Genomic DNA, 24,801 nt, shown 5'->3' on the forward strand with positions numbered 1-24,801 from the left:
TGTCTCCAGCCACGGCTCTGCCCCGCGTGTGAAGGGCGTCTGCTTCGCGTAGGCATCGGCACCGAACCTAAGGACGCCGAAGGCATCCGGGCCAAGTCGTAAGGCCAGGCCAACGTCAATCCTGATTCGAGACTCAACCTGACTGCTGTCATCTCGACCTTAAAGGGCAAAAGCGCACGTATCACCCAAGCCTGGCGCATCCTGCCTCCCGATAAGACACACGGCCGAACCTCGTTGGAATTACCTTGATCGCTCCGTAGAATTTCCGGGTTCAGTCTGTGGATCTCGGGGGGACTCGTGGACAAGCGGCTCAGTGATCTCGCCAAGGGATCGCCGAACTTTGGACTTCTGTTCGCCCTCCAACCGCTGCTTGCGATGTACGGCGCCATGGCCGAGGCCACCGTCTTCACGAATCCAAACTCGTCGATGGTGCAGGCTGGACAGTTCGGTGAAGTCCTAGCCGAGGAACTGGTCACTCGAACCGGGATGCGTGTGGAGGGCGACCGGCAGATCGACCGCTTGACGGCCCTGACCCGAGCTGGCGTGCTCACACCGGCTATCCGTGACGCCTTCGACCAGGTGCGCCGCGACCGTAATAGGGCCGCACATCGGCACTTGTTCGACACCGCGGGTGCGCTCTCCGCAGTCCAGGTTTGCTACCAGCTAGGTCTCTGGTTTCACGACGCTATTGAGGGTCGCCGGACGGTCGCCCAGTTCGTCCCGCCGATCGATCCTGGTGAGAGCGCGCAGGTCACGGACCCGGCAGAACTAACCGAGCTGCGTGAGGCGCTGAACGGTCACCGGCAAGCGCTGACTCAGGCGCGAACGCGTCTGGCGGAGTCCACGAGCGCGTTGGAGGCTGAGCGCAAGGCACGCGTTGAGGCCGAGAGCCTCATCGCCAGCGCCGACGCCAACAAGCGTCAGCTACTTGAAATGATCGAGCAGCTGACGGCGCAAATTGGGGAGCTCCGTAGCGTACAGCAAGTCAAGTATGAGATCGCCCGCCACCAGCCACGCAAGGTCGACGCTCAGCGACGCGACGCCATCGTCCACCGGGCGCAGCGAGCCGCACCGCTCAATGAGGTGCAAGCCCGCGACGTTATCGACGAGATGCTCCGCGCGGCCGGCTGGGTTATCCAAGACCGTGATCAAATCAATCCCATGGCTGCGTTGGGCGTAGCGGTCAGGGAGTTCACCTTGGCTACCGGCCGAGCCGACTACGTGCTGTATGTCGACGGCAAGATCGTCGGCGTGGTCGAAGCCAAGCGTGAGGGCGACCATCTGTCCAGCGCCGTTCAGCAGAACGACCGCTACGCCGCTGGTGTGCTGAAGGAACACAGTCTCGCAGTTTGGCGACGGGACGAACCGTTCGCGTTCCGCTACGCCACGACCGGCACAGAGACGTACTTCCTTAACCGCCTCGATCCGGATGCCAGATCCCGCGAGGTGTTCTCTTTCCACCGGCCAGAAACGGTGGATGCTTGGATGCAGCGCGCCGACGGCGCAGCCGAGGTTCCGACCTTCCGGGCAGCCCTGCGGCGGCTCCCTGTGCTGGAGCCGAACGGGTTGCGCCTAGCCCAGATCGATGCGATTGCCGGCCTTGAAGAATCTCTCGGAGAGGACCGGCCGCGTGCGTTGATTGAGATGGCGACAGGAGCTGGCAAAACCTTCACAGCGGTGGCCCAGACTTATCGGCTTCTCAAGTACGCCAGAGCGCGTCGCGTCCTCTTCCTGGTGGATCGCACCAACCTGGGCAAGCAGGCACTCGACGAGTTTCGCAAATTCACGACACCCGACGACGGTCGCAAGCTGTCCGACATCTACAACATCGACCGGCTCGGTGCGGCCGGACTCCAAGACACCTCGTCGGTGGTCATCTGCACCATCCAGAGGATGTACTCGCTGCTGCGAGGCGAGACCGTCAGCGATGAGGACCAGGCCGATGAGGGCCAGGGCGAGCTGGCGTACGAGGATGCCTACGCTACAGATCTACCGATCGAGGTGTCCTACAACCCAGATGTCCCGATCGAGTCGTTCGACTTGATCATCATCGATGAGTGTCATCGATCCATCTACGGCCTTTGGCGGGGCGTTCTGGAGTACTTCGACGCCCACCTGGTCGGCTTGACTGCCACACCGACCGCCCAGACCATCGGATTCTTCAACCGCAATGTCGTTTCCGAGTACACCTACCCACAAGCGGTTGCCGACGGCGTCAACGTGGATTTCGACGTCGTCCGCATGCATACAGACCTGCGCGAGAGGGGGGCCGCCACTATCGAGCAGGGCACGACCGTGCGGGTTCGCGACCGTAAGACCCGCCGGCAGCGCTACCAGGAGTTGAACGATGACTTCACGTACACCACCCGGCAGATTGGCCGATCGGTGGTCGCGGTAGATGAGATCAGGGCGGTGCTGCTCGCGTACCGCGACAACTGGCGACGCTGGTTCCCTGGACGTGCCGAGTTGCCGAAGACGCTAATCTTCGCGGTGGGCGAGGACCACGCCGAAGACGTGCTCGCTCTGGTCAAGGAGGTGTTCGGCCGCGGCGACGACTTCGCAAAGAAGATCACCTACAAGAGTCGACAGGCCGGCGACGACCCAGAACAGCTCATCCGTGACCTGCGGACCTCACCTCGGCTGCGCGTAGCGGTCACTGTCGACATGATCGCAACCGGCACGGACGTCAAGGCGCTGGAATGCGTGATCTTCCTGCGCGAAGTGCGCAGCGCCGTGCTGTTCGAGCAGATGAAGGGACGAGGCGCTCGCACCATCGACCCAACCGAACTGCAAGAAGTCACCCCGGACGCTGACGATGCCGTGCGCAAGGAGCGCTTCGTCCTGATCGACGCGGTCGGCGTAACGGATTCCCCGCTCGTGGATGCGAAACCGCTCGTTCCTGCTGGTGAGCGACAGGTTTCCCTCGCGAAGCTGCTGGATAAGGCCGGAACCAAGTCGATCACCGCTTCAGAAGCAGAGATCCTCGCGGGGCGGCTCGCACGCCTCAACCAGCAGCTGACTAGCGAGGAACGCGACCAACTGACCAGGGCTGCCGGTGGGCGTACCCTGTCGGACATCGCTGGCGCCATCGTCAAGGCTGTCGACCCAGACCGGCAAGAGAAGGCCGAAGCCGATGGGGGTAGGAAAGCTGCCCGCCAGCTCATCGAGGACGCGATCGCGCCGCTGACTCAGTCTCCCGAGCTGCGTCGACACATCATCGAAATCCGACGGGACAAGGACTACGTGATCGATGAAGTCACCGCCGTGAATGTGACCGACGTCTACGAGGTCCCACGCGAGCAGCGCGCCCGGGAACAGGTTGGCCGCTGGCGACGCTTGCTGGAGGAAGAACGTGACCGAATCGCGGCAGTTCAGATTGCGTTAACCAGCCCTCGGGCAGTCTCCCCCGGCGAAGCGTACGGCGCGCTTAAGGAACTCGCGTCGGACATCCGGCGGCCGGACTTCTGGTGGACACCACAGACGCTGTGGGTGTACTACGAGGATCTCGGAGTCGCAACCCATCGCGGGGATCGTGAAGCTGGCATCCCCGACCTTATTTCCCTGATCCGGTACGAGCTTGGTGCCGATCAGGAACTGCGGCCGTATTGGGCGACGGTGGAGGAACGTTTCGAGGGATGGCTGCTGCGTCAGGAGCAGGCCGGGGCCGGCTTTACGGAGGAGCAGATGTGGTGGTTGCGCTCCATCCGTGACGTGGTCGCCAGCGACGTCGGAATCAGCCCTGCCGAGTTCAACGCCGAGCCCTTTAAAGGACACGGCGGCGGCCGCGGATTCGCCCACGCCTTCCCCGACCGAAACGTTCGATCATTGCTGAGTGAACTGAATCGAGAACTGGCTTGAGCGGCATGCATCAACCGGCACTTCCAATCGGATGGACCTGGGCTCCTTTAGGGGAAGTTGGTAGATGGTTTGGCGGTGCCACACCATCCAAGAGCCGTGACGAATATTGGTCTAATGGCTCTATTCCATGGCTTTCGCCTAAAGATATGGGACGTGATACGCTGCGCCATACCCGAGATCGCATCACGGACGTGGCAGTTGAAAAATCCCCAGTTACGGTTGTCCCCGCAGGATCTGTAGCTATCGTTGTGCGGTCGGGAATTCTGGAACGTACAATTCCCGTCGCTCTGGTTCCATTCAATACCACGCTCAATCAAGACATGAAAGCGATCCAAACTCATCCAGGGATCTCTCCGCGGTGGGTTGCGTGGGCGTTGCGCGCTTTTGCTCCGGAGATAATGCGGCAGTGTCGGAAGTCGGGCACGACCGTTGCGTCATTATCCACCGATGCGTTAATGGACTTCCGGATCCCGCTTGCTCCATCGCCGGAGCAGGGTCGAATTATCGAATTGATCGAAGATCATGTTTCCCGACTCGACGTTGCCGTGGATTATGTGCGCCGCTCGAAGGGGCAAGTAGCTAAGCTTAGGCAGGCCGCATTGACGCGTGCGTTGAAGGGTGAAGGAATTCCGCTATTACTGGAGGAGGGTACAGCAAGAGATTTGCTTCCTAGCTCGCCGGTTGTTCAGAGTGGCTACCCTTGGAAATTGCCCGAAGGTTGGCTTTGGGCTAAATTGGGCGACCTTTTCAAGGTCTATGTCGGGACCACGCCGAGCCGCAAGGAGCCCTCTCTGTGGTCTGGTTCCGTCCCTTGGGTATCCAGTGGTGAAGTGAATTTCAGTCGAATTTCTGAAACTCGTGAGAAAATTTCACCGAGCGCGGTGGGAAACTGGGAGACGAGGGTTCACCCGCCAGGAACGGTCATGATTGCCATGATCGGTGAAGGGAAAACGCGAGGGCAGGTCGGAATCCTTGATATTGAAGCGGCGCACAACCAAAATTGTGCATCGATCCGCGTTTCGGAAACCCGTGTCCTTCCCGAGTACGTTTTTCTGGCGCTGGAGCAGCGTTATCTTGAGTCGCGTAGAGCAAGTTCGGGAGGGAATCAACCCGCCCTGAACAAAGCAAAGGTGGAGGCCATTCAGATTCCTCTGCCACCCCTCGCTACCCAGCGCCATATCGTTGCTGCTATCGAAGAATTCAGCGTGATGGCCACCCACTTCCATTCGGTGATTGAAGGCTCTTTGAGTAAGGCATCCTCCTTGCGTCGCTCTATTTTGACTCACGCCTTCGGCGGCAAAATTGCACCCCAAGATTCCGCCGATGAGCCTGCGGTCAGTCTTTTGGGGCGTAGCGGTCAGCAGCATGGGATCCGGTTCAATAGACCCAAGCGTGCAGGTCGATCAACAGGGCCTGGGGGGCGAGAAGAGGTTCCACCTCCACCGCATTCAAGCCAAACGTCCGTTTTGGCCACTCAGCAGGAGTTGCCGCTGTGACGCTTCCCGCTTCGGCTGTCGCTCGTGCCAGAACAAATAACCTTGTTGCAAAATTGTGGAACTATTGCAACGTCCTCCGAGATAATGGTCTATCCACGATTGATTATGTGGAGCAGCTCTCATATCTGCTCTTCCTGAAGATGGTTGACGAGATTTCAACCGACCCGTTCACGGAGGATGAGGCAAAAGCGGTCGTGCCTTCGGGCTATAACTGGAGGTCACTGGCGAGCCTTAAGGGCTACGAGCTTGAAATGCATTATCGTAATATTCTAAACGAGCTGGCGAGGAATCCCGGAACCACGCTCGGCACTATTTTCGCGAAGGCCCAGAATCGGATCACCGAGCCGTCGCTACTTGAGAAACTCGTGATCGATTTAATCGGCCGGGAAGAATGGACCGTTCAGGGCGCTGACCTAAAGGGTGACGCTTATGAAGGTCTACTCGCCAAAGGTGCTGAGGATACCAAGACCGGCGCTGGCCAGTACTTCACCCCACGAGCACTGATCGACGCCATGGTCGATGTGATGCAACCGGGGCCGGACGACACAATCACCGATCCTGCATGCGGAACCGGCGGCTTTCTCATTGCTGCTCATCATTACATTCGCGAGCACCACATGCAGTACCTTTCGCGCGAGCGGCGTCTAGCGCTTGGAGCTGGGAGGATCTGGGGTAACGAGCTAGTCACCGGGACTGCACGACTGGCGGCGATGAACATGCTGCTGCACGGTATCGGCGACGCTGATGGGCCTTCATTGATCACTGTCGGAGACGCACTCGCCGAACCGCCCAAGAAGCACGCCTCCCTGGTTCTTGCCAATCCGCCGTTTGGCAAGAAGTCGGCCATCACGGTTATCGGCACGGACGGCAAGGCCGACAGGGAGGACATCTCCTACGACCGGCAGGACTTCCGCGCTACCACCACGAATAAGCAGCTCAACTTCCTTCAGCACATCATGTCGTTGTTGGAGATGAATGGGCGAGCCGCGGTCGTTCTTCCAGACAACGTGCTGTTTGAAGGCGGTGCCGGGGAGAAGGTGCGCCGACGGCTGCTCGACGAGTTCGACTTGCACACAATTTTGCGCTTGCCCACCGGGATTTTCTACGCCGGTGGCGTTAAAGCCAACGTCCTCTTCTTCGAGAAAAAGCCGCCGCGCAGCGGCGGAGTGCCCAACACAACGAAGCTCTGGGTGTACGACTTTCGAACGGCTAAGCACTTCACCCTTAAGCAGCACCCGCTCCGCCGAGCCGACCTGGAGGAGTTCGTTCAGGCATATTTACCAGGGAGGCCACGCGCCGGGCGTGAGGAGTCGGAGCGGTTCAAGTGCTTCGACTATGCCGAACTCATTGCCCGCGACAAGGTCAACCTCGACATCACCTGGATGCGCGATCCTGCGCTCGACGATGCCGACAGCCTGCTACCGCCCGATGTGATCGCTCAGGAGATCATCGAAGACCTCCAGGCCGCACTGAACGAGTTCGCCGCGATCGCGGAAGCGCTCGGTGCGGAGGTGCCGGCTGACGCCGAGATGATCGAGGAGCCAATGGCCTACTGATCCACAATGGACTTGCGCCCACCCCGCCCCAGCCGGAAGGCTGATTGCAGTCAATCGAAGGGCGGGGTGGGTCAGTGGTTCGTGAGTATCCGCAGACGCGTGAGTTCCAGGCGTTCAAGACCAACATCGAGTACGCCAGGAAGATGGTCGTAGCCGGGCAGAGCCTGGCAGCCTTCCAGTCCCCGATCCTTGACATCGGCGACTTCTACCGCGCCGCTTGGGTGCAGGCTGTCGGCGCTATCGACCATTGGTTTCACGAGGAGTTGTACCGGCGCGTGGCGGAACTTGCCGCTCAAGACGGTCCCGGAATGCCCTACCAGCTCACCGCCTTCGAGCTTCCGCTCAGGAGGGTGGAAGAGGTTCGGCGAGGAACCACAACCCTTGCCGATGCGGTGTCCGAGCAAGTGCGTTTGAAGTGGGGCAACGTCGCCCTGCAAAACCCTCGGAAGATCGGCGAGGCGCTCAAGCTAGTAACCGAGGAGAACGTCTGGGTCAAGGCAGCCGGCCAGATCAACGAGTGGACCCATGGCCGGACCGCGATGAACGAGCAGGCGCTGAAGAGGCGGTACATCGCCATCACCGAGCGTCGGAACAAGATCGCTCATGAGGCCGATCTGGTCGATGGAAGCCTTCATGAGCGGCGAGCCATCACCGACGCAGAGGTCACCGACGCGATCAATTGGATCGAGCGTATCGCTCTGGCCATCGCCACTGTTCTTGGGTAAGGGGAGGGGGGCGGCCGTGCCTACGCCGATCGTTACGGATGAATCGGAGCGCTTCACAAACCAAGCTGACCTAGAGCCTGTTCGCAACGGCCAACTAGCTGTTGCCGCAGCTCGCCTGCTCGCTCGAAGAAGTTGCGCTGGAACCGTACGTACTCCGCGCGGCCGTCGGGTGTCTCCACCATCAATGGTTCGAGATTGATTGTCGTGAGGTCATACGGGCTGGCGCGCATGTCCAGCGTGCGGATCTCCTTGGCCAGCTCGAAGCAGTCGGCGATCAGCTCGCTCGGGACAAGCGGGGAGAGCTTGTAGGCCCAGCGGTAGACGTCCATGTTCGCGTGGAGGCAGGCGGGCTGGTCGTGCTCGTGCTGTGTGTCGCGGGTCGGCTGGAGGAGGTTGAGCGGCTTCGCGGCGGGGGTGAAGAAGCGGAAGGCGTCGAAGTGACTGCACCGCACCGTGAGTTGGTCGACGACCGCGGCTGTTCCCTCCGCGCCAAGCCGGAGCGGCAGGATGTTGTGCCGGGTCTCCGCGGGCTGCTGCCGATAGACCATCGCCCACTCGTGCATCCCGAAGCAGCCGAAGTGTGGCGCCCGTGCAGCAGTTGAGGCGAGCAGGCGGTGAATCCACTCCAAGGACTCGCGCCGACGTTCCAGGACGGCGCCGACGTCGAGCCGGACCAGGCCGTCATCGTCTGCGACGTAGTACGGACCGAACTCCTCGGGAGTCGCGTCTTCGAGCAGGAAACCCGGACCGGGCTGCCAACGGCGAAGCTGCGCCGGCCGGAAGTTGTAGTACGTGAGGAGAAATTCCTCGATCGACTGGCGGCCGTGCTTCGCGCGCTTGGCGAGGTGGTCGCCGAGGAGGCTGTCGATCCGCGCGGCGTGAGCCGTCTGTCGAGCGCGCCACTCATGGTGGGGGAGCAGCGTGAGCGCGGAGCGATCGACGGCCGAGGTCATGGGTTCATTCTCCACGGGTACCGGGGAGCAGCGCGAGACCCGGTGTCCGCATAGGTTGACCTGCATGGATGTCAAACGCTAGAGTGTTGGTGATCTTGACTTTCCTGAACAGGAAGTCCAGCACCGGGTGCTTGATGCCACGGCGGCGGCGCTCCAGGTGCGGCACGATCCAGGTGTCGACGCGCGCCTGGTGGGCCGCCTCGCGGGCACGCCAGACGGACTCGTCGAGGAGGGGCATACGTCAAGCGTAGGACGATGGGCCGCATGAGAATGAGACGGGCCGTGGCCGAGGACGTTCCGGCGATTGTCGCGCTGCTGGCCGACGACGGGCTCGGCCGCCGCCGGGAGTCGGTGACGGACCTCACGCCGTACCGCCGTGCCTTCGAGGTGTTGAACGACGACCCCGCTCAGCTGCTCGCGGTGGCCGAGCTGGACGGTGTGATCGTCGGCACGCTCCAGTTGACCGTGATCCCCGGGCTGGCACAGCGCGGGCGGACGCGGGGCCTGGTCGAAGCGGTCCGGATCGCGTCCGACCGCCGTGGTCAGGGCCTCGGCGCGGAACTGATGCGCTGGGCGATCGCGGAGGCCCGGTCCCGTGGGTGCTCACTGGTGCAGCTGACCTCGAACGCCGCGCGGCACGACGCACATCGCTTCTACGAACGCCTCGGGTTCACGCCCAGCCACGTCGGCTTCAAGCTGGAGATTTAGGCTCGACCCATGCGCTTTGCTCGTTTCGTTCACGCCGGTGGGGTGTCGTTCGGAGTGGTCGAGGGCGAGGCCGGTGCCGGCGTCGCCGGACTGACCGTCGCCGAGATCGACCGGACCCCCTTCGAGCCGGTGACGTTCACCAACAAGCGGTGGGCTCTCGCCGACGTCCACCTGCTCGCCCCGATCTTCTCCAGCAAGGTGATCGGGATCGGCCGCAACTACGCCGATCACGCCGCTGAGCTGGGCAATGCGGTGCCCAAGGAGCCGCTGATGTTCCTCAAGCCGTCGTCCTCGGTGATCGGCCCGAACGACACGATCCGGCTGCCGGTCCAGTCCCAGCAGGTCGAGCACGAGGCCGAGCTGGCCATCGTGATCGGCGGCACCGGCCCGGTCAGCCGGATCGACCGCAAGGACGCCGAGAAGGTCATCTTCGGCTACACCTGCGCCAATGACGTCACCGCGCGTGACCTGCAGAAGAACGACGTCCAGTTCACCCGCGCCAAGGGCTTCGACTCGTTCTGCCCGGTCGGCCCGTGGATCGAGACCCGGCTCGACGTCTCCGACCTCGAGGTCCGCTGCGAGGTGGGCCGCCCCGGCGACGAGGTCCGCGAGGTCCGCCAGCTCGGCCGTACCAAGGACATGATCTTCGACGTCCCGTCGCTGGTGTCCTACGTCTCGCACGTCATGTCGCTGCTCCCCGGCGATCTGATCCTCACCGGCACCCCCGCCGGCGTCTCCACCATCACCGACGGTGACCTCGTCTCCGTCCGAATCGAGGGCATCGGCGAGCTCACCAACCCGGTCGCAGCCCGCTGACCTGCACCGTTGCCGCCGCCCGGGTATCTGCGGAAATGCCGGGCGGCGGCCCGATTTGGCGGGCAACATGGGGTCAGGTAAAGTTCTTTCCGGCGCCGCAAGCGGGGCGCCGATGGGGTATGGGGTAATTGGCAGCCCAACTGATTCTGGTTCAGTTAGTCTAGGTTCGAGTCCTGGTACCCCAGCAACGTAACCCGAAAGGGTCACGAAGCTGGATCTGGTAAGGTTCCAGCGGTCGCCCGCGAGGGAGACCGAGCAAGACCGCAAGGCAGGTAGGGCCCAGCAAGCCAGCTTGGCGGACCTGGTAAGCTAGAAAGCGCAAGATCAAGTAAGAAAGCAAGTCCGAGGTCCCGTCGTCTAGCGGCCTAGGACGCCGCCCTCTCAAGGCGGTAGCGAGGGTTCGAATCCCTTCGGGACTACAGCGAGGCCCGTCTCACGACAGTGAGGCGGGCCTTTCCCTTTCTCCCATACTTCCCGATCGGCCACGCCCGGGTGACCATTTCCCACAGAAATCCGTGCCGCTTCCAGGATGCGCCGCGCGCTCGGCCCTCCTGTGGCCCGCCGCACAGCCGCTGCCCGCCGCCCGCTGCCCGCCGCCGGCCACCGGCCGCCTGGTCCCGCCCGTGTCGCAGGCGACAGCGCTTCAAAGCTTCATGACTTTCCCGCTTCCGGCGTGGCAGAGTCCCGCACGCTCCCGCGGGCACCGGTCGGCCGCAGGCGGCCTCCCTGCGCGATCCGAGGCCGGCCCGGCAAACCCGACCCCGACGCCCTGACCTTAGACGGCCTCGTCGGCCCGGACCGCCCCACGGTCCTCCCAGCCGCATCCTGGCCACCCTGGAGCATGGCTTCTAGTGGGCGGTCCCACGCCGACGTGCGGTCCCGCGCTGCCGTGCGGAGTGGGATCCGCGGTGGCTCGCGGTTCCGCGGTGGCTCCCGGTTCCGCGGTGGCCCGTAGTTTTGCGCTGCCATGCGGTTTCGCGCTGCCATGCGGTTTCGCGCTCCCCTGTGGTTCCGCGGTTCCGCGCTTGCCACGCGGTTTCGCGGGCCGATGGTTTCGCGCTGCCACGCGGTTCCGCGGGTCGACGGTTCCGCGGTGCCTTGCGGTCTTGCGGGTGGCTCCGGTTCTTCGGTGGTGCGCAATTTCGCGGGGCCTGTGGTTCCGTGGTGGCCTGCGGTGTGGCGCTGGCGAATGGTTCCGCGACGCTTGCGATTCGCGGGTGGCCTGCGGTTCCGCGGTGGCACGCGGTTTCGGCCTGCCGCGCGGTTCCGCGGTGGCTCCCGATTCCGGTGGTTTGCGGTTCAGGGCTGGCGCTCGATTCTGACCAGGGCCGATCATCGTTCGGCATCTCCTGCGGATCCGAGCGGGCTGCCCGGAAGCCGGCGCATGTGCCGGTAGAGCGGTCGGCCGCAAAGTTGTCGGCCGCGGAGACTCGACGGGAACGGCCTGACCACCGGCCGGAAGAAGCATCCAGCCGGCTGGAAGCTCGTAGTCGGCAAGGAAGCCGGGACCTGCAAGCAGACGCGGATGCCAGGGGAGCCGTGGCCGGCCGGGAAAGTGGCTGGCTGGCTGGGAAGCCGTGAGCCGGCCGGGAAGCTGTAACCAGAGCCGGCCGGAGAAGCGGCCGCCTGGGAGCCGTGGCCGGCCGGGGAAAGCGGCCGGCCGGGGAAAGCGGCCGGCCGGGGAAAGCGGCCGGCTGTGAGACCGGCAAGAAAGCTGCGGCCAGAGCCGGCCGGAGAAGCGGCCGGCAAGAACCGCAGCCGGCAGGCAGCCCGCGGCCCGCCAGGTGACGCCGCCGGCAGGGAGCCGGCGGAAAGGATGGCCGCGAGTGAAACGCGTCCGCCGGCTTCCGGTCAGCCGGCGGACGCCGGCGTCCCTACAACCCGGACAACCGCTGCCCCGCCCGCACCACCGCCATCGCATGCCGGTCACCCGGCCGCCGTCCGAGGCGTTCGATCGGTCCCGAGATGCTCACCGCCGCGATCACCCGACCGGTCCGGTCCCGGATCGGGGCGGACACGCTGGCCACGCCCGCCTCGCGTTCCGCGACGCTCTGTGCCCAGCCGCGACGGCGGACCTCGGCGAGCGTACGGCCGGTGAACTTGCATCGCGGCAGCAGCGGCATCACCGCCTCGGGTGGCTCCCAGGCCAGCAGGATCTGTGCGGCCGAGCCGGCGGTCATCGGCAGCACCGAGCCGACCGGCACCGTGTCGCGCAGCCCGCTGGCCCGCTCGGCCGAGGCCACGCACAGCCGTTCGTCCGCGCGGCGCAGGTAGAGCTGTGCGCTTTCGCCGGTCGCGTCGCGGAGTGCGGCCATCAGCGGCTCGGCCGCGGTCAGCAGCACGTCCGGTGCGGCGTTGGCGAGTTCGCCCAGCCGCGGGCCCGGGCGCCACCGGCCCTGTGTGTCACGGACCAGCATCCGGTGGATCTCCAAGGCCTGCGCGAGCCGGTGTGCCGTAGCGCGCGGCAGCTTGGTGCGCTCGACGAGTTCGGCCAGGCTGGCGCCGTCGACACAGGCGGCCAGGATGACCACCGCCTTGTCGAGAACGCCGACACCGCTCATACTGTGTCCCACAAGCCGAAACATACCTCCCAGAATTTAGGATGTCCAGATGGTGGGAGCCAATCCACAACCCGCTGCTCCGCGGACCCTGGCCGAAAAGGTCTGGGACGCCCACGTGGTGCGATCCGCCGAGGGTGAGCCCGATCTGCTATTCATCGATCTCCATCTCCTGCACGAGGTGACCAGCCCGCAGGCGTTCGATGGACTGCGTCTCGCGGGGCGCGCGGTGCGGCGGCCGGACCTCACGCTGGCGACCGAGGACCACAACACCCCGACCGGGTACGCGGACCCGTCGTTCAACGCCCGCCGGGGCGACCTGATGACGATCCTCGACCCGACGTCGCGCACGCAGATCGAGACGCTGCGCAAGAACTGCGCGGAGTTCGGGGTGCGCCTGCACCCGCTAGGCCACGAGCAGCAGGGCATCGTGCACGTGATCGGGCCGCAGCTCGGCCTGACCCAGCCCGGCCTGACCATGGTCTGCGGTGACTCGCACACGGCCACGCACGGCGCGTTCGGCGCGCTGGCGTTCGGCATCGGCACCAGCGAGGTCGAGCACGTGCTGGCCACCCAGACGCTGCCGCAGGCTCGGCCGAAGACCATGGCGGTGACCGTGACCGGCGAGCTGAAGCCGGGCGTCACCGCGAAGGACCTGGTGCTGGCGCTGATCACCCAGGTCGGCACCGGTGGCGGCCGTGGCCACATCGTGGAGTACCGGGGCGAGGCCATCCGCAAGCTCTCCATGGAGGGCCGGATGACCATCTGCAACATGTCCATCGAGTGGGGCGCCAAGGCCGGCATGATCGCGCCGGACGAGACCACGTTCGAGTACCTGAAGGGCCGGCAGTACGCGCCGACCGGCACCGAGTGGGTCGAGGCCGTCGACTACTGGCGGAGCCTGGCCACCGACGAGGACGCGGTCTTCGACACCGAGGTGATCCTGGACGCGGACGCGATCAGCCCGTTCGTCACCTGGGGCACGAACCCGGGCCAGGGCGTCGCGCTGGACGGCGTGGTGCCGAGCCCGGCCGACTTCGCCGGGGAGAACGAGCGGACCGCGGCCGAGCGGGCGCTGGAGTACATGGACCTCACTCCCGGCACCCCGTTACGCGAGATCCCGGTGGACGTTGTCTTCGTGGGCTCGTGCACGAACGGGCGCCTGGAGGACCTTCGCGCCGCCGCGGACGTGCTGCGCGGCCACAAGGTGCACGACGACGTACGCATGATGATCGTCCCCGGCTCCGCCAAGGTGCGCGAGGCGGCCGAGGCGGAGGGGCTGGACAAGGTCTTCACGGAGGCGGGCGCGGAGTGGCGGTTCGCCGGCTGTTCCATGTGTCTGGGCATGAACCCGGACACGCTCAAGCCCGGTGAGCGCTCGGCGTCGACCTCGAACCGCAACTTCGAGGGCCGGCAGGGCAAGGGTGGCCGTACCCACCTGGTGTCCCCGCCGGTCGCCGCCGCCACCGCCGTCAAGGGCCGGCTCGCGGCCCCCGCAGACCTGTAACGAAGGGCCGACAACGCCATGGAGAAGTTCACCGTGCACACCGGCTCCGCGGTACCGCTGCGGCGCTCCAATGTGGATACGGATCAGATCATTCCCGCTGTGTACCTGAAGAGGGTGACGCGGACGGGCTTCGAGGACGGTCTCTTCAGCGCCTGGCGCGAGGACCCGGCATTCGTGATGAACAATCCCGCCTATTCGTCCGCGTCGATCCTGGTCGCCGGCCCGGATTTCGGCACCGGGTCGTCCCGTGAGCACGCGGTGTGGGCCTTGCACAACTGGGGATTCCGCGCCGTGATCTCGCCGCGCTTCGGCGACATCTTCCGCGGCAACGCGCTCAAGGAAGGGCTGCTGCCGGTCGAACTGGACCAGGCCGCGGTCGAGTCGTTGTGGGACCTGGCGGAGCGGGACCCGGCCGCCCGGATCGTGGTGGACCTGACCGAGCGGCAGGTGCGGGCCGGTGACAGTGTCTGGTCGTTCCCGATGGACGACTTCAGCCGCTGGCGCCTGATGGAGGGCCTGGACGACATCGGCCTGACGCTCCGGCACCAGGACGCGATCGCGGCGTACGAGGCGAAACGCCCGTCGTTCAAGCCGGCGCTCGCCTGAGCAAACCCGGCGGTACGCCGGGGAACCGGCGCCCGGAACCCCGATAACTGCGGGACTTTCACCCCCGCGTGACCCCTGTTTGCCGCGCCGAGGCGCCGATTCGGGGGTCACGCGGGGGTGATTCCGTTGCGACACAAGGACTTTTTTCCCACGGATGTTTGTATCTGCTGCTCCCAGGGCATACCGTGCGCGCAGAATCATTGTGTAACAGTCCATTCGCTTCATCGGGAGGGAAATCTCGTGAACAAGGCCGAGCTCATCGAGGCGCTCGCCGCTCGCCTGGGAGACAAGAAGACGGCGACGGCGGCGCTGGACGCGGTTCTCGCGGAGGTTCAGAACGCGGTCACCAAGGGCGACCGCGTCGCCATCACCGGCTTCGGAGTCTTCGAGAAGCGCGTGCGCGGTGCTCGAACAGCCCGCAATCCACGTACCGGCGAAGCGGTGAAGGTGAAGAAGACGTCCGTACCGGCCTTCCGGCCCGGCGCGGGCTTCAAGGAACTGGTCGCGAGCGGCAAGGTGCCGAAGGCGACCGCCGCCAAGAAGACCACCGCCACGGCGGCGAAGACCACGGCGGCGAAGGCGACCACCGCCAAGGCCGCGCCGGCCAAGGCCGCCACCGCGACGAAGGCGACCGCGACCAAGGCGACCGCCGCCAAGTCGACGGCGACCGCGGCGAAGAAGACGGCCGCCACCAAGGCCACCGCGGCCAAGGCCACCGCCACGAAGGCGACCGCCACGAAGGCGACCGCGACCAAGACGGCCGCGGCTCCGGCGAAGACGACCGCGGCCAAGAAGACCGCCGCCACCAAGGCGACCGCGGCGACCCCGGCCACCCCGGCCAAGAAGACCACCGCTACCAAGAGCGCGACCGCGACGAAGTCGGCTGCCAAGAAGGCGCCGGCCGCGAAGAAGACGGCCGCCAAGAAGCGCTGATCCCTGCCGAGAAGCACAAGGGAAACGCCGAGGGCGCCTCACCCCGCACCGGGGTGAGGCGCCCTCGGCGTCAGGCCTCGCGCAGGCCGTACCGCAGGTGCAGCGCGCGCATCGGCCGCGGCGCCCACCAGTTCCAGCGGCCCAGCAACGTCATGGTCGCCGGCACGAGCAGCAGCCGGACCACCGTCGCGTCCAGCGCGACCGCCAGCACCAGCCCCAGCCCGATCTGTTTGATCGGCGCGAACCCGCCGGTCAGGAAGCCGGCGAACACCACCACCAGGAGCAGCCCGGCCGACGTGATGATGCGTCCGGTCTGCTGCAGCCCGGCCGCCACCGCGCGATCCGGCGCGTCCCCGGCCAGGTGCCGTTCCCGGATGCGGGAGAGCAGGAACATCTCGTAGTCCACGGACAGCCCGAACGCGATCGCGGCCACCAGCACCGGCACGGTCAGATTGGTGTCGTACAGCCGCTCGCTGCCGAGCAGCCCGGCGAAGTGGCCCTCCTGGAAGACCCAGACCACCACGCCGAGCGAGGCCGCGATGCTGAGCAGGTTGGTGAGCACCGCCTTGACCGGCAGCAGGATCGAGCCGGTGAACGCGAACAGCAACGCCAGCGTGCCCAGCGCGACCAGCCCGGCCGCGATCGGCGCGCGCTCGCCCAGCATCGTGCGGTAGTCGGCCAGCCGCGCACCCTGGCCCGCCACCTGGAAACCCTGCGCGCGCAGCGTGGCCACCGCGTCCTGGGTGCTCTCCGACGACGCCCGTTCCGCCGGGAACGCCCGCACGACGCCGTCCGCCGCATCGGTGCGCGCGACGCCCGGAACGGCTGCGATCCGCGCCTCGTCCGCCGCGGACGCGGGCACCAGCAACGGCTCCGGGCCGTGCAGCGACGGGAAGTCCCGGGCCAGCGCCTCGTCCAGCGCGCGGGTCGCGGACGCGGCCGGCAGCGAGCGCGAGTCCCCGGTCCCGATGGTCAGGCCCGCGACCGGCAGCGCCAGCACCACCAGCACGGCCGCGGCACCGGCCAGCGTGAGCAACGGCCGCCGCTGCACCCGGGCCGCGAGCCGCGCGAGCACCCGTCCACCGGACGCGGCCGCCGGTGGGATCCGGTGACCCCACAGGGCGAGCATCGCGGGCAGCAGCGTCACCGCGGCCAGCATGTTGACCAGCACCACACCGGACGCGGCCAGGCCCAGTGAGCGCAGGAACGGGTCCGGGAACACCATCAGCCCGGCCAGCGCGACCGCCACGGTCAGGCCGGTGAACAGCACGGTCCGGCCCGCGGTCGCGGACGCGCGCCGCACCGCGCCGGGCACGGCCTGATCCACCGCGCGCTCCTCCCGGAACCGGCTCACCAGCAGTAGTGCGTAATCCACGGCCAGCCCCATGCTGAGCATCGTGGTCACCTGCACCGCGTAGACGGAGACGTCCGTGACCAGGCTGAACAGGTAGAGCAGACCGAAGTTGGCGGCGATCCCGACGATCGCCACGATCAGCGGCAGCCCGGCCGCGAGCAGGCTGCCGAACACCACCAGCAGCAGCACCAGCACCACCGGCAGACTGACCAGTTCCGCGCGCTGCACGTCCGCCCGTGCCTGGTCGTTGTACTCGGCGGTGGTCAACGGCCCGCCGGAGACCACGACGTCGGTGGCCGGCACGGCCCGCAGGATCGCGGCCGCGCGTTCCGCGGCGTCGCCGTCCGACACCACAGAGATCAACACCACCGAGGGGGTACGGGCCGCGGGCACCGGGCCGTCCACCGAGGCCACGCCGTCGAGCGCGCGGACCGCCGTCACCGCGTCCGCCACCGCCGGCGCGGACGCGCCGGCGATGACCGCGGTGATGGACTCCGGCACCGGGTGTACGGCGTCGAGCCGCTCCTGCACGACGGCGGACTCGCTGCCCGGCACGGTGCCGACCTCCGGGCTCAGCCGGCTGAACAGCCCGGTCGCGGCCACGACGCCGGCGACGAGCACCGCGGCCCAGAAGACGATGGTGAGCACGGGGCGGCGCACGGCGGCCCCGGACAGGAGAGCAAGCATGCACCGCAGATTTCCGGTCGGGGGCCTGGTCCCGGATCGCCGCCGGGAGTGGTCCCGCGCTCAGCCGGGAGAGTGACGTCCCGGCACGACCAGCCCGGACTCGTAGGCCAGGACCACCGCCTGCACTCGGTCGCGCAGGCCCAGCTTGGTCAGCAGGTTGCTCATGTGCGTCTTGACCGTGTGCTCGGTGACGTGCAGCCGCGCCGCGATCTCCGCGTTGGACAGGCCCTGCGCGACCAGCCGCAGCGAGTCCGTCTCGCGCGCGGTCAGCGACGCCAGCGCGGTCGCCCAGCGCCCGGCCGGGCCGGCCGGTGCGCCGCCGCGCCCGGCCATGTCCGCGATCAGCCGGCGGGTGACGCTCGGTGCCAGCAGCGAGTCACCGCCCGCGATCGTGCGCACCGCGCTGACCAGTTCGGCCCGGCGCATGTCCTTGAGCAGGAAGCCGCTGGCCCCGGCGTGCAGCGCGTCGTAGACGTACTCGTCCAGGTCGAACGTGGTCAGCATCAGCACCCGCGCGTCGGTGGCCGCGCAGATCTCCGCGGTTGCCTCGATGCCGTTCTTCCGCGGCATGCGCACGTCCATCAGCACCACGTCCGGGCGCAGCGCCAGCGCGGCCCGGACCGCCTCGTTGCCGTCACCGGCCTCGCCGACCACCGCGATGTCCGGCTGCGCGTCCAGGATCACGCAGAAGCCGTCCCGCACCAGCGCCTGATCGTCCGCGACCAGCACCCGCAGCTCCGCGCTCACCGGGACCGCCCGCCATCCGCCGCGGACGGCCGCCCGGCCCGGCCCGCGCCGCGCCCGCCGGGCACGCCCGGAGCCGGGCACGCCGAGCCGCGTGCAGCCGGGCCGCCCCGCCGGAGTGTGCACCGGGGCCAGGCTCGGCGTCGTTCGTCAGCCACGGGCGGCCTCAGCCCGGCCGCCGGCCCGCCCCACGGCCGAGTCACCGTCGGTGGAACCGGCCCGGCCGACGGCCTCCCGCTCAGCCGGCTCGGCGGTATCAGCGCTCCCCCGCCCGGTAGGGCCGATGACAGCGGCGGGCGCCGGGTCCTGCGGCGGACCGGCGGCCGGTCCGGGGACGGAAGCGGGGGAGTGCCGCCGCTCCGGAGCGGCCAGCGGCATCGTGGCGGTCACCGTGAAGCCGCCGCTCCCGGCCGTACCCGCGCTGAACGTCCCGCCGCACGCCGAGACGCGCTCGCGCATGCCGATCAACCCGTGTCCCGCCGGGTCCCCGGCACTCGCGGCACCGCGGCCGTCGTCGGTGATCTCGACCCGCAGCGACGCCGCCGACCAGGTCAGATCGATCCTGGCCGCGGCCGCCCCGGCGTGCCGGATGACGTTGGTCAGCGACTCCTGCACCACGCGGTAGACCGCGACTGCGACCTCGGCCGGCACCGCCGCACGCTCGCCGTGCTCGGTGACCCTGACCGCCAGCCCGGCCTCCCGCGCCCGCGCGGCCAGCGCGGGAACGGCGTCCAGCCCGGGTTGCGGCGCACGGTCGTCCGGGCCGCCGCGGAGCACGCCGAGCGCGCGGCGCAGCTGGGTGAGCGCGTCGCGGGCGGTGCCGGAGATCGCGTCGAACGCGCGCGCGGCCCGGTCCGGATCGCGGTGTACCAGCAGCGGCCCGGCCTCGGCCTGCACCGCGATCATGCTGATCGAGTGGGCCAGGATGTCGTGCATGTCGCGGGCGATCCGCTCGCGCTCGCGGGCGGCCACCGCGGCCCGCTCCTCCGCGTGCCGCAGCGCGCGCTCCTCCAGCAACGCGATCCGGTCCCGGCGGGCCCGGGCGCCGGTGCCGAGCGCGAACGCGGCCACGAAGACGCTGCTGGACGTGAGCACCGAGCCGACCGGCTTGTCCAGTGTCTGCTGGGTGAAGACCAGCCCGGCCACCGTGCCGGCGACCAGCACGGCGCGCGCCGCGAACGGGCTCGCTGCGGCGACCGTGTAGGTGGCGACCAGCTGCCCGTACGGCCAGTCGATGAAGCCGTGCACCGCGATCAGCCCGATCGAGCCGGCCCCGCAGACCGCGGCGACCGGGAACGGCGCCCGCTGCCGCCAGACCAGCGGCAGCGCGGAGACCGCGGCGAAGACGAGCACGATCGGCCGCGGGTCCTCGACCGCGCCGTGCCCGCCGATGGTCAGCAGGAAGCAGGCGATCGCGACCGCCGCGTCCACCGCCGCCGGATTGCGCCTCGCCCGCGCCTTGGCCCGCTCCCACACGCACGCAGTATCCGCCGTACGGCCGGGTGCGCGCCTCCCTCTCAGGAGCGAGACGACGCCTGGACCACGCGGGAGTCGGACGGCAGGAGACGGTCCCAGCCGATCAGCCGGTCGCCGGCGAAGGCGAGCAGCCAGCCGGTCCCCTTCGGGCTGTGGAAGTCGCGCGGTGTGCCCTGCCCGGCCACCCGGCACAGCGCATCCGGGATGATCTTGCCCTGGCTGCAGACCACGACCGGCTCACCGGCCGCGGCCAGCGCGCGGATCCGCTCGGCCGCGACCTCGTGCCGCTGCTCGGGCCGGTCGCCGGAGCGCGGCTCGTCGAACGACGCGTCCACCTCGACCGGCAGGTCCACGGCAGCGGCCAGCGGCGCCAGCGTCTGCTGGCAGCGCCGCGGCGACGCGGAGATCAGCCGTTGCGGGCCGAGGTGCGCGCACAGCTCGGCCAGCTCGCGGGACTCCAGCGCACCCGCCTCGTCCAGCGGCCGGGCCGAGTCCGCGCCGGGCCAGGCCTCGCGGCGACCGGCGTGCCCGTGCCGGACCACGGCCAGCACGGCGGTGATCGGCGGCAGTGCGGCGAACGCGTCGACCACCCGGCCGTCGTGCGGATAGCTGAGCAGCTTCCGGGCCTCCGGGACCGGCAGCCAGCGCAGGTCGTCGACCTCCGCGTTCGGCGTGAACGGGCCGGCCTCGACGTCCGGGCGGGGCCGCATCGACCAGTACTCGACCAGTTTCGCGGCGTCCCGGGTCTCGTACCGGATGGCGGGCAGGCGGACCTGGGGGACCGCCGGTACCGCGGTCTCCTCGCCGACCTCGCGCACGGCCGCGGTCAGCGGGTGCTCGCCCGGGTCCAGCTTGCCCTTGGGCAGCGACCAGTCGTCGTACTTCGGACGGTGGATCAGGCAGATCTCCGGTCCGCCGGCGGCCGGGCGCCACAGGACGCCGCCGGCCGCCCGCACGGTTCTCAGCGCAGCCAAGCGGTCTTCTTCGGTCGTACCGCGTTCTCCCACGCCGCGGGGAATGCCCCGCGAACGGCGTGGATAACCGCGCGTTCCCGTTCGGCCAGCCGGCCGGCCGTCACTGCCATGCCATGATCATCCGGCTTCTCGGCCGCCAGGTCCAGCCACGTCTGGGCGGCCATCGCGGCGTCCTGGTGCTCGCCGAGCAGATTCTGCACCTTGGAGAGTGCCTTGCCGAGCGCGGCGGCCGGCCCGCCGAGCACCGGGGCGACGGCCTCCACCGCGTACCGGGCGCGCTTGCCGTTGATCCGCACGCCGTGCCAGCGCTCGTCGGAGTCGCCGGTGTGCAGGTCGGCCGCGCCGGCCACGCCCTTGCCGCCGTTGACCAGCACGTCCCACGGGCGGGCCACCAGGTGCGGCAGCACCTCGGCCGCGGGCGCGTCCGCGTCCGGCGACAGCTTCGGCTCCCGTGCGGCCTCGACCAGCAGGTCCACCAGCTTCCGGTAGCGCGCCGTGCGCAGCGCCGCGTCCAGCTCGGCCAGCGCCTTGCGCTGCCGCTTCGCCAGCCGGGCGTCCAGCCGGTCCACGGCCCGCTCGTCGAGCGGTGCCAGCGGGTCCAGCGCGGCGGTCCGGCGCAGCCGGGCGCGCAGCACCTCGGCGTCGCGGGCCGCGCCGAGCACCCCGGCGATCCAGCCCAGCTCGTCCCGCAGCGTGCGCGCCCAGGACGTCTTCACCAGCACGCCGAACGTGCGCAGGTCGCTGCGCAGCCGGCGGCAGCCGACCCGCATCTGGTGCACCGCGGTGTCGCCGTCCGGCAGCGGCGTGCCGAGCCGGACCAGCGGGTCGTGCGCCAGGATGCGGCCGATGCCGTCCCGGATCGCGGCGGTCACCACGTCGCCCGCGGTCGGCGCGTCCGGCAGGTCGCCGGCCGGCACCAGGTCAGGTGCCGCGCTCGCGGCCGCGCCCATCGCCCGCGCGTGCTTCGGCGTGAACGTCCCGGCCGTGGCGCCCGCCTTGACCAGCAGCGCCTCCACCTGGTCGAGCAGCGCCGGGTCGCCGTCCGCGCGCTCCACCTCGACCTCGCGGAACGTGGACCGGACCTTCTCGCCGTCCAGCACCTCGACGGTGTCGTCGTCCAGCTCGGCCAGCACGGTGCCGTCGCCGGACTGCAGCAGGTACGCCCGGCGCGCGCTGCGGACCACCACGGCCGGGACCAGCTCCTCACCCCGCGCGTACGGCGTGACCAGCGCGGACATCTCGGCCGGCGGCGTCTTTGCCTTCTTGCCGGCCCGGGAGATCTCGTGCCGGGTGCCGGGCACGTCCGCCGGGAGCTTCACGGTCCACGGCTCGTCGTCGCCCTTGCGGAACCGCAGCGAGACGCCGGCCCGGGCCAGCCGCAGATCCTCGGTGTCGAAGTAGGTGGCGGTCAGCACCTTCGGGTCCTTGGCCACGACCCGCCCGCCGGAGGGCAGGGCGCCGGTCAGGTCCGGCAGGTCGAATTCCGGGGCCACCTCGTACTTGCGCTCTTCCTCCAGCATGGTCGTCACGATAACCGCCGAAAGTTAACCGCCTCGTCGGAACGCGTTCAGCCGTTGGACCGGATCGTGCGCCGCAGCAGCACCGACTGCAGGTGGGTGAGCGGCTTGTCGACCGTGGACACCCGGCGCAGCCAGGTGCCGTCCGGCTGCAGGTCGAAGCCCTCGCACTCGTCGCTCATCGAGATCCGCAGCACGGTCTCCAGCTCGCGGGTGGCGACCGGGTCGGTCACCTGCACCAGCGCCTCGACGCGACGGTCCAGGTTGCGGTGCATCATGTCCGCGGAGCCGATCCAGAACTCGGCCGGGTCCTCGTGCCGGCCGGCCTCCGCGTCCGCCCGGGACGGCCCCGGGCCGAACCGGAAGATGCGCGAGTGCTCCAGGAACCGTCCCACGATCGAGCGGACCCGGATGTTCTCCGACAGGCCGGGCACGCCGGGCCGCAGCGCACACATGCCGCGCACCACCACCTCGATCCGCACGCCGGCCCGGGACGCCCGGTAGAGCGCGTCGATGAACTCCTCGTCGACCAGCGAGTTCACCTTGATCTGGACCAGCGTCGGCAGGCCGCGCTGGGCCCGCTCGATCTGCCGCTCGATCCGCTCGATCAGGCCCCGGCGCACGCCGTGCGGTGCCACCAGCAGCCGGCGGTACGCGGTCTGCCGGCTGTACCCGGTGAGCACGTTGAACAGGTCGGTGACGTCCGCACCCACCTCGGGGTCCGCGGTGAGCAGCCCGAAGTCCTCGTACAGTCGCGCGGTCTTGGGGTGGTAGTTGCCGGTGCCGATGTGGCAGTACCGGCGGATCTGCGCGCCCTCCTGCCGTACCACCAGGGAGGTCTTGCAGTGGGTCTTGAGGCCGACCAGGCCGTAGACCACGTGGCAGCCGGCCCGCTCCAGCTTCCGCGCCCAGCCGATGTTGGCCTGCTCGTCGAAGCGTGCCTTCAGCTCGACCAGCACGACCACCTGCTTGCCCGCGCCGGCCGCCTCGACCAGCGCGTCCACGATGGGCGAGTCGCCGCTGGTGCGGTACAGCGTCTGCTTGATGGCCAGCACGTTCGGGTCGGCGGCGGCCTGCTCGATGAACCGCTGCACGCTGGTGGAGAACGCGTGGTACGGGTGGTGCACCAGCACGTCGCCGTCCCGCAGCGAGGCGAAGATGCTGCGCGGCACCTCGCCGTCGATCAGCCGCGGGTGGGTGGCCGGCACGTACGGCTTGTCCTTCAGGTCCGGCCGGTCCACCGCGCCGTAGATCTGCCACAGCGCGGACATGTCCAGCAGGCCGGGCACCCGCAGCACGTCGTGGCTGTCCACGTCCAGCTCGCGGACCAGCACCTCGAGCATGTGGTCGGAGATGGACGCGGCCACCTCCAGCCGCACCGGCGGGCCGAACCGGCGCTGCGCCAGCTCCCGCTCCAGCGCCTTGAGCAGGTCCTCGTCCCGGTCCTCGTCGACCTCCAGCTCCGCGTTGCGGGTCACCCGGAACAGGTGGCACTCGACCACCTGCATGCCGGAGAAGAGCTGGTCGAGGTGGACCGAGATGAGGTCCTCGACCGGCAGGAAGCGCGCGGTCTGGCCGGGGGAGTTGACCACCACGAACCGGGGCACGTTGTTCGGTACCTTGATCCGGGCGAACAGCTCCTGACCGTTCTCCGGCGCCTTCACCGAGACCGCGAGGTTGAGCGAGCGGGACGAGATGTACGGGAACGGGTGCGCGTGGTCCACGGCCAGCGGCGTCAGCACCGGGAAGATGTGCTCCCGGAAGTACGTCCGCAGCTCCTCGCGCTCGCCGTCGTCCAGGTCGGCCCAGTGCACCAGGTGGATGCCCTCGGCCGCCATCTTCGGTGCGACCTCGTCGCTGAAGCAGGCCGCGTGCCGGGCGACCAGGCCGGCCGTCTTCTCCAGGATCATCCGCAGCTGGGTGCGCAGCGGCAGCTGGTCACCGCCGCGGACCGGGATGCCGGCCTGTATGCGCCGCATCAGCCCGGCGATCCGCACCATGTAGAACTCGTCGAGGTTGCTGGCGAAGATGGCCAGGAACTTGGCGCGCTCCAGCAGCCGGGTGTCCGGGTCCTCGGCCAGCGCCAGCACCCGGGCGTTGAAGTCCAGCCAGGACAGCTCGCGGTTGAGGAACCGGTCCTCCGGCAGCGACTCGTCCGGCACCGGGTCCGCGCCGAGCAGATCCTCTATCGGCATCTCCTGCACCGGCGGGATCTCGGTCGCGGTGTCGGACATCTGGTCCTGGCTCATGTCAGCCACCTCTCCGGCGTCGGTCGTCACGGGCGATCCGGCTTCATCGGCGGAGGAGTCGCGGCCCGCGTGCAGCGGTTCGTG

General features: G+C 68.3%; 18 protein-coding genes and 2 tRNA genes. 11 read left to right on the forward strand and 9 right to left on the reverse strand.

The annotated features are described in order from the left end of the window. Positions 1–297 precede the first annotated feature (297 nt). The 4 genes from J2S42_RS28315 to J2S42_RS28330 all read left to right on the forward strand — a co-directional run bounded on the left by J2S42_RS28315 (position 298) and on the right by J2S42_RS28330 (position 7,635). The gene (locus J2S42_RS28315; RefSeq protein ID WP_307243918.1) at positions 298–3,858 is read left to right on the forward strand and encodes a DEAD/DEAH box helicase family protein; all 3,561 of its coding nucleotides are present in this window, start codon (positions 298–300) and stop codon (positions 3,856–3,858) included. A 5-nt stretch (positions 3,859–3,863) separates the two neighbouring features. Continuing rightward, on the forward strand, positions 3,864–5,354 hold the full coding sequence (locus J2S42_RS28320) for a restriction endonuclease subunit S (RefSeq protein WP_307249081.1): 1,491 nt from the start codon (positions 3,864–3,866) through the stop codon (positions 5,352–5,354). Then, a complete protein-coding gene (locus J2S42_RS28325; protein WP_307243920.1) occupies positions 5,351–6,910 on the forward strand; it encodes a type I restriction-modification system subunit M in 1,560 nt (519 codons plus the stop codon). Before J2S42_RS28320 ends, J2S42_RS28325 begins: the two co-directional genes overlap by 4 nt. Before the next feature lie 74 nt (positions 6,911–6,984). Next, positions 6,985–7,635 (forward strand): hypothetical protein, encoded by a 651-nt coding sequence (locus tag J2S42_RS28330; RefSeq protein ID WP_307243922.1) that lies wholly within the window; start codon positions 6,985–6,987, stop codon positions 7,633–7,635. A 53-nt stretch (positions 7,636–7,688) separates the two neighbouring features. Here the strand turns inward: J2S42_RS28330 and J2S42_RS28335 are convergent, their stop codons facing one another. Continuing rightward, entirely contained in the window at positions 7,689–8,588 is a 900-nt protein-coding gene (locus J2S42_RS28335) for a 3-methyladenine DNA glycosylase (RefSeq protein WP_307243925.1), read from the reverse strand. Between the two features lie 4 nt (positions 8,589–8,592). Further along, positions 8,593–8,826 (reverse strand): hypothetical protein, encoded by a 234-nt coding sequence (locus tag J2S42_RS42005; protein ID WP_370879278.1) that lies wholly within the window; start codon positions 8,824–8,826, stop codon positions 8,593–8,595. A 26-nt stretch (positions 8,827–8,852) separates the two neighbouring features. Here J2S42_RS42005 and J2S42_RS28345 point away from each other — a divergent pair, with 26 nt between their 5' ends. The 4 genes from J2S42_RS28345 (at position 8,853) to J2S42_RS28360 (ending at position 10,531) form a co-directional block, all read left to right on the forward strand. Then, on the forward strand, positions 8,853–9,296 hold the full coding sequence (locus tag J2S42_RS28345; protein ID WP_370879279.1) for a GNAT family N-acetyltransferase: 444 nt from the start codon (positions 8,853–8,855) through the stop codon (positions 9,294–9,296). A 9-nt stretch (positions 9,297–9,305) separates the two neighbouring features. Continuing rightward, positions 9,306–10,112, forward strand: coding sequence for a fumarylacetoacetate hydrolase family protein (locus tag J2S42_RS28350; RefSeq protein WP_307243928.1), 807 nt, complete (start codon positions 9,306–9,308; stop codon positions 10,110–10,112). A gap of 113 nt (positions 10,113–10,225) precedes the next feature. Continuing rightward, positions 10,226–10,297 (forward strand) — tRNA-Gln (locus tag J2S42_RS28355). A gap of 161 nt (positions 10,298–10,458) precedes the next feature. After that, positions 10,459–10,531 (forward strand) — tRNA-Glu (locus tag J2S42_RS28360). 1,455 nt (positions 10,532–11,986) lie between these two features. Here J2S42_RS28360 and J2S42_RS28365 read toward each other — a convergent pair. Next, complete coding sequence (locus J2S42_RS28365) at positions 11,987–12,673, reverse strand: IclR family transcriptional regulator (protein WP_307243929.1); 687 nt, start codon at positions 12,671–12,673, stop codon at positions 11,987–11,989. Between the two features lie 49 nt (positions 12,674–12,722). On the opposite strand from J2S42_RS28365, the gene leuC reads away from it, so the two are divergent. The 3 genes from leuC to J2S42_RS28380 all read left to right on the forward strand — a co-directional run bounded on the left by leuC (position 12,723) and on the right by J2S42_RS28380 (position 15,716). Continuing rightward, positions 12,723–14,177, forward strand: coding sequence for a 3-isopropylmalate dehydratase large subunit (gene leuC, locus J2S42_RS28370; RefSeq protein ID WP_307243931.1), 1,455 nt, complete (start codon positions 12,723–12,725; stop codon positions 14,175–14,177). Positions 14,178–14,195: 18 nt separating this feature from the next. Beyond that, entirely contained in the window at positions 14,196–14,783 is a 588-nt protein-coding gene (leuD, locus tag J2S42_RS28375) for a 3-isopropylmalate dehydratase small subunit (protein ID WP_307243933.1), read from the forward strand. 240 nt (positions 14,784–15,023) lie between these two features. Then, on the forward strand, positions 15,024–15,716 hold the full coding sequence (locus tag J2S42_RS28380; protein ID WP_307243934.1) for an HU family DNA-binding protein: 693 nt from the start codon (positions 15,024–15,026) through the stop codon (positions 15,714–15,716). Between the two features lie 70 nt (positions 15,717–15,786). Here J2S42_RS28380 and J2S42_RS28385 read toward each other — a convergent pair whose 3' ends face one another. The 6 genes from J2S42_RS28385 to J2S42_RS28410 all read right to left on the reverse strand — a co-directional run bounded on the left by J2S42_RS28385 (position 15,787) and on the right by J2S42_RS28410 (position 24,717). After that, complete coding sequence (locus J2S42_RS28385) at positions 15,787–17,757, reverse strand: MMPL family transporter (protein ID WP_307243936.1); 1,971 nt, start codon at positions 17,755–17,757, stop codon at positions 15,787–15,789. A gap of 60 nt (positions 17,758–17,817) precedes the next feature. Beyond that, entirely contained in the window at positions 17,818–18,492 is a 675-nt protein-coding gene (locus J2S42_RS28390; protein WP_307249083.1) for a response regulator, read from the reverse strand. 159 nt (positions 18,493–18,651) lie between these two features. Next, complete coding sequence (locus J2S42_RS28395) at positions 18,652–19,977, reverse strand: sensor histidine kinase (RefSeq protein WP_307243938.1); 1,326 nt, start codon at positions 19,975–19,977, stop codon at positions 18,652–18,654. Between the two features lie 41 nt (positions 19,978–20,018). After that, entirely contained in the window at positions 20,019–20,951 is a 933-nt protein-coding gene (locus J2S42_RS28400; protein WP_307243941.1) for an NUDIX hydrolase, read from the reverse strand. Continuing rightward, on the reverse strand, positions 20,939–22,471 hold the full coding sequence (locus J2S42_RS28405; RefSeq protein ID WP_307243943.1) for a CYTH and CHAD domain-containing protein: 1,533 nt from the start codon (positions 22,469–22,471) through the stop codon (positions 20,939–20,941). Before J2S42_RS28405 ends, J2S42_RS28400 begins: the two co-directional genes overlap by 13 nt. A 47-nt stretch (positions 22,472–22,518) precedes the next feature. Continuing rightward, on the reverse strand, positions 22,519–24,717 hold the full coding sequence (locus J2S42_RS28410; RefSeq protein ID WP_370879280.1) for an RNA degradosome polyphosphate kinase: 2,199 nt from the start codon (positions 24,715–24,717) through the stop codon (positions 22,519–22,521). Between the last annotated feature and the right edge of the window lie 84 nt (positions 24,718–24,801).

The sequence above is a fragment of the Catenuloplanes indicus genome, assembly GCF_030813715.1.
GTDB classification, from domain to species: Bacteria; Actinomycetota; Actinomycetes; order Mycobacteriales; family Micromonosporaceae; genus Catenuloplanes; species Catenuloplanes indicus.

What these genes read in the sequence shown, in the direction of transcription:
- J2S42_RS28345 (WP_370879279.1), top strand. Translation starts at nt 8,853, where the DNA reads ATGAGAATGAGACGGGCCGTGGCCGAGGACGTTCCGGCGATTGTCGCG.
- J2S42_RS28385 (WP_307243936.1), bottom strand. Translation starts at nt 17,757, where the DNA reads ATGCTTGCTCTCCTGTCCGGGGCCGCCGTGCGCCGCCCCGTGCTCACC.
- J2S42_RS28350 (WP_307243928.1), top strand. Translation starts at nt 9,306, where the DNA reads ATGCGCTTTGCTCGTTTCGTTCACGCCGGTGGGGTGTCGTTCGGAGTG.
- J2S42_RS28410 (WP_370879280.1), bottom strand. Translation starts at nt 24,717, where the DNA reads ATGAGCCAGGACCAGATGTCCGACACCGCGACCGAGATCCCGCCGGTG.
- leuC (WP_307243931.1), top strand. Translation starts at nt 12,723, where the DNA reads ATGGTGGGAGCCAATCCACAACCCGCTGCTCCGCGGACCCTGGCCGAA.
- J2S42_RS42005 (WP_370879278.1), bottom strand. Translation starts at nt 8,826, where the DNA reads ATGCCCCTCCTCGACGAGTCCGTCTGGCGTGCCCGCGAGGCGGCCCAC.
- J2S42_RS28365 (WP_307243929.1), bottom strand. Translation starts at nt 12,673, where the DNA reads ATGAGCGGTGTCGGCGTTCTCGACAAGGCGGTGGTCATCCTGGCCGCC.
- J2S42_RS28405 (WP_307243943.1), bottom strand. Translation starts at nt 22,471, where the DNA reads ATGCTGGAGGAAGAGCGCAAGTACGAGGTGGCCCCGGAATTCGACCTG.
- leuD (WP_307243933.1), top strand. Translation starts at nt 14,196, where the DNA reads ATGGAGAAGTTCACCGTGCACACCGGCTCCGCGGTACCGCTGCGGCGC.
- J2S42_RS28320 (WP_307249081.1), top strand. Translation starts at nt 3,864, where the DNA reads ATGCATCAACCGGCACTTCCAATCGGATGGACCTGGGCTCCTTTAGGG.
- J2S42_RS28335 (WP_307243925.1), bottom strand. Translation starts at nt 8,588, where the DNA reads ATGACCTCGGCCGTCGATCGCTCCGCGCTCACGCTGCTCCCCCACCAT.